Source organism: Aestuariibaculum marinum, assembly GCF_014596975.1.
Classification (GTDB): domain Bacteria; phylum Bacteroidota; class Bacteroidia; order Flavobacteriales; family Flavobacteriaceae; genus Aestuariibaculum; species Aestuariibaculum marinum.
Genome location: NZ_JACVXD010000024.1, coordinates 1 through 3,378 on the forward strand (window position 1 = coordinate 1; position 3,378 = coordinate 3,378).

Consider the following 3,378-nt stretch of genomic DNA (forward strand, 5'->3'; position numbering starts at 1 on the left):
GGATTAACATAAACCAAGCGCTCGGCAAGTGGTTTTAATTCACTGTTAAATAAGGTGAATTCTGCAATGCCTTGTGGTATATCGTTTATAGGAATTTTAAAAATTAATTCTGTTTCTAAATCGCCAACAGCAATATTGTAAACCGTACCGCGTAGTTGTGCGCTTAAATACACGGTTTCTTTATTGAGGTTTTCGGTACGATTTACTTTAAAAATTAAATATTCGTTGCGATCGCCAATTAGTTGTAACGAAGTGGCATTATTGTAAATTTTAGGTAGCGAATAGGTTTGATTATCGTAAGGCTTTTCGAGCTTTATATGATAGGTTTTGTTTGGGTTTGTACTGAAAATAAAACTACCCATTCCGGCGTATTGGCTTTTAAAGTTAAAAACCAAGGTGTTGTTTTCGTAAAGAGAGCCAGAAATATCAACGGGTTCGCCGTTTGTGTTCACAGCCTTAAAAGCTACCCGATTGGGTATGCTATAAACTAAATTTCCGCTTTCGGGAAAAATTGAAAAATGAATTAAACTGTCTTTTAGTGTTTGATGATTAATTGATTTTTCTTTAATAGTTTTTAGCAGTTGAATTTTGCGAATAGCATGGTAGTTTTTCGTGTTCGTTTTTATGGTATTGGCAGAAAAAGCAATTAACGAATAGGTGCCGTTTTTTAAGGAATCATTCAAAAATATATGGCCAGTTACAAAACCGTTTTCTATTTCGTATTTTTCTTCAATAACTGTTTGGTTAGTGCAGTCTTCTATTAATTGAATAAATAGCGTTTTATCTAGAAAAGAAGGCGATAAGGTTTTAGCATCCAGAACATAGGCTTTAAACCACAAATCTTCTTCGGTTTCATAAATACCTTTATTGGTTTGAAGATAAATATTATTAGACGCTAATACGTGAGATTGTTTATGTGTTTCGCTAACAATAGCATCAGTTATTTTTGTACGAGCTTGTGTGTGTGTGTTAAATGTAAACAATATAAAAAACAACAAAAAAACAGATAAGTGTTTGTTATAATTTTGTTTAGCGTAAGTCATTAAACACAGTTTTTAGTTTATTTTCTAAGACATCGTCTTTTAAGTCTCGAGCAATAATTTTTCCGTGGTTATCAATTAAAAAATTATCAGGAACACCAAAAACACCATAAATTAATGCTGCTTTATTTTCACTACCTTTTAAATCGCTAACATTAGTCCAAGGTAGCTTATCTTTTTTAATAGCGTTTTCCCAAGCCGTTTTGTTTTTATCTAGCGATACACCTAAAATTTCAAAACCTTTATCGTGATAGGTTTGGTATAGTTTTACTAATTTAGGGTTTGCTTTTCGACAAAAACCGCAACCCGAAGCCCAAAATTGAACAAGCGTGTATTTTGATGCGATAGTTGATAGCTTAATGCTTTTACCTGTTAAGGTTTTTTGCTCAAAATCAATAAAATGGTCTCCAATTTGAATGTTTTTATTTAATTTTAAAAAGCGAGCAATAGCTTTACCTTCGTCGGTATTTTTATTTTTAGTATGAAATTTATAAAATAACGTTTGTGTTATAGTTTTTTTCCAGTATGTTTTATAAACATTTAAAGCATTTAAGCTTACAGCAGAATTAGGGAAATCTTTTATGAAATTCTGATAAATACCAGCTTCTTTATCTCTCAATGTTTCAAATATAATTAACAGTGAATCTTTTTTCGATGGATGTTTTAAAAAATAATCTTCAACGGCATTAAATGCTTCTTTAGTGTTTTCTAGGCGTTGGGTTAAAAGTTCTTGTTCTTTTTGCGTTTTCGAGCCTTTAACACTACTGTTTTTAAAATTATCTTTTTCACCTTTTAAGCTCATGTTTGTATTTTCAACCCATAATAATTTATAATCATTACCATTTTTTATTGTTAAATACATTTTCGTAGGTTTTTCAACGTAACCAATGAATTGAAACTTTTCCTTAATTATAAATGTAGAATCAACTAAAGTACTATTGTTAGAAAGATAAACTTTGGTACTGTCTACCATGTTTGTTACTCTAGCATTAATTTCAAATCCACTTTTATATTGCATTTGATTTCGGCATGAAGTAATTATTAATACTATTATCATAAATAGAAATAAATTCATTTTAGAAAATGTTTCTTGAGCTAAAATTTTATATTCAAAATTGTATTTCATAATTAAAATTACTTGCTAATCATAATATTATGATTTAAATATAATACTTCGTTATAAAAAATAGTAAGATTTTTTGTGTTAATTAAAAATTTAACATTCTTAAATTTTATTGTAAAAACAGAATCTATCCGAATTTCTGTTATTTTTTTATCAAAAAAATTAATAAAACGGTGAGCATAATTAACATCCCTATCAGAGTGTATAACCATAACACCTTACCTACTTAACTCAGTTGATCAATCCATAACTTGCATACCGTTTTTAAAGAGGTGTTAACTAAGTTGGGTTATAATTTTGAAGTATTTACAAATATCTTTCCCTTTAGTACTGGTGTTTATTATTTTTGCTACGACTATGGCTATTTACCTATTATCGAAAAAGGAGAGGAGAAGATGCTTATTGTTCAAAAGCAACATTATATGTCTGATTCAAGTTTTAATCCTTGGGGTATCCAGGTAACTAAAATAAGATAGAGATGCTTAGTTTTTTTGTTTGCACGGCAAACGAATAAAAGTAAAGCAAGAGGGTAACACGCTAAAGCGATGTTACTGTTTGTTTTGATCTTGAACCCCCTATAAATACTGAGATTTATAAAAACGACTTATTTGTAATCACTTCATTTTTTCGTAAAAAATGCGCTCAGCCCAGTAAAATCAGCGAATTTTTTACGAAAAAATGAGTTTTGATGGTGTTTCTAGACTTTGTTGTTAAAACAATTTCCTTTCAATACACTCCGGAGACCTTTTGAGGAGCGCATTGAAAGGAAATTTATTTTAAGACTAAAAAGTAATGGCTAAGTGTTTGCTAATTCACTGGCCTGATGAATAAGGTTTTTTCCTTTTTCATTAGCTGGTTTCTAATAGTATTTAGATATAATTGTATCTTTGTAGTGTTAAATAGAAGTAAATTATATTTCTAATGTTCTTTTTGTAGTTTGAGTGTGCAATTCGGTGTGCATGAAAGCATGGAAATTAGATAATAACAGTAATAATAGGGGATAAGAGAGGTCTAAGTTAGGTCTGCCACCCCGACAAAAAAGTCAAAATATCAATTGATGTTTTGGCTTTTTTTTTATTGGTTTCAAATTAGGGTCTAAAACCCTGCAATTTCATTGCAGCACTTTAGTGATATAAAAATTATATCTTTATGATATGTCAGAATATCAGCGAAGAGGATCTCATACAGTTAGTCATTTGAGTTGTCATATAGTTT

The 3,378-nt window shown here is 29.8% G+C and carries 2 protein-coding genes; both read right to left on the reverse strand.

The annotated features are described in order from the left end of the window. A partial coding sequence (locus ICJ85_RS15995) for a hypothetical protein (protein WP_206688055.1) occupies positions 1–1,043 on the reverse strand: 1,043 nt, incomplete at its 3' end. Further along, a complete protein-coding gene (locus ICJ85_RS16000; protein WP_188224803.1) occupies positions 1,030–2,058 on the reverse strand; it encodes a TlpA disulfide reductase family protein in 1,029 nt (342 codons plus the stop codon). The genes ICJ85_RS16000 and ICJ85_RS15995, both read right to left, overlap by 14 nt. Between the last annotated feature and the right edge of the window lie 1,320 nt (positions 2,059–3,378).

What these genes read in the sequence shown, in the direction of transcription:
- ICJ85_RS16000 (WP_188224803.1), bottom strand. Translation starts at nt 2,058, where the DNA reads ATGCAATATAAAAGTGGATTTGAAATTAATGCTAGAGTAACAAACATG.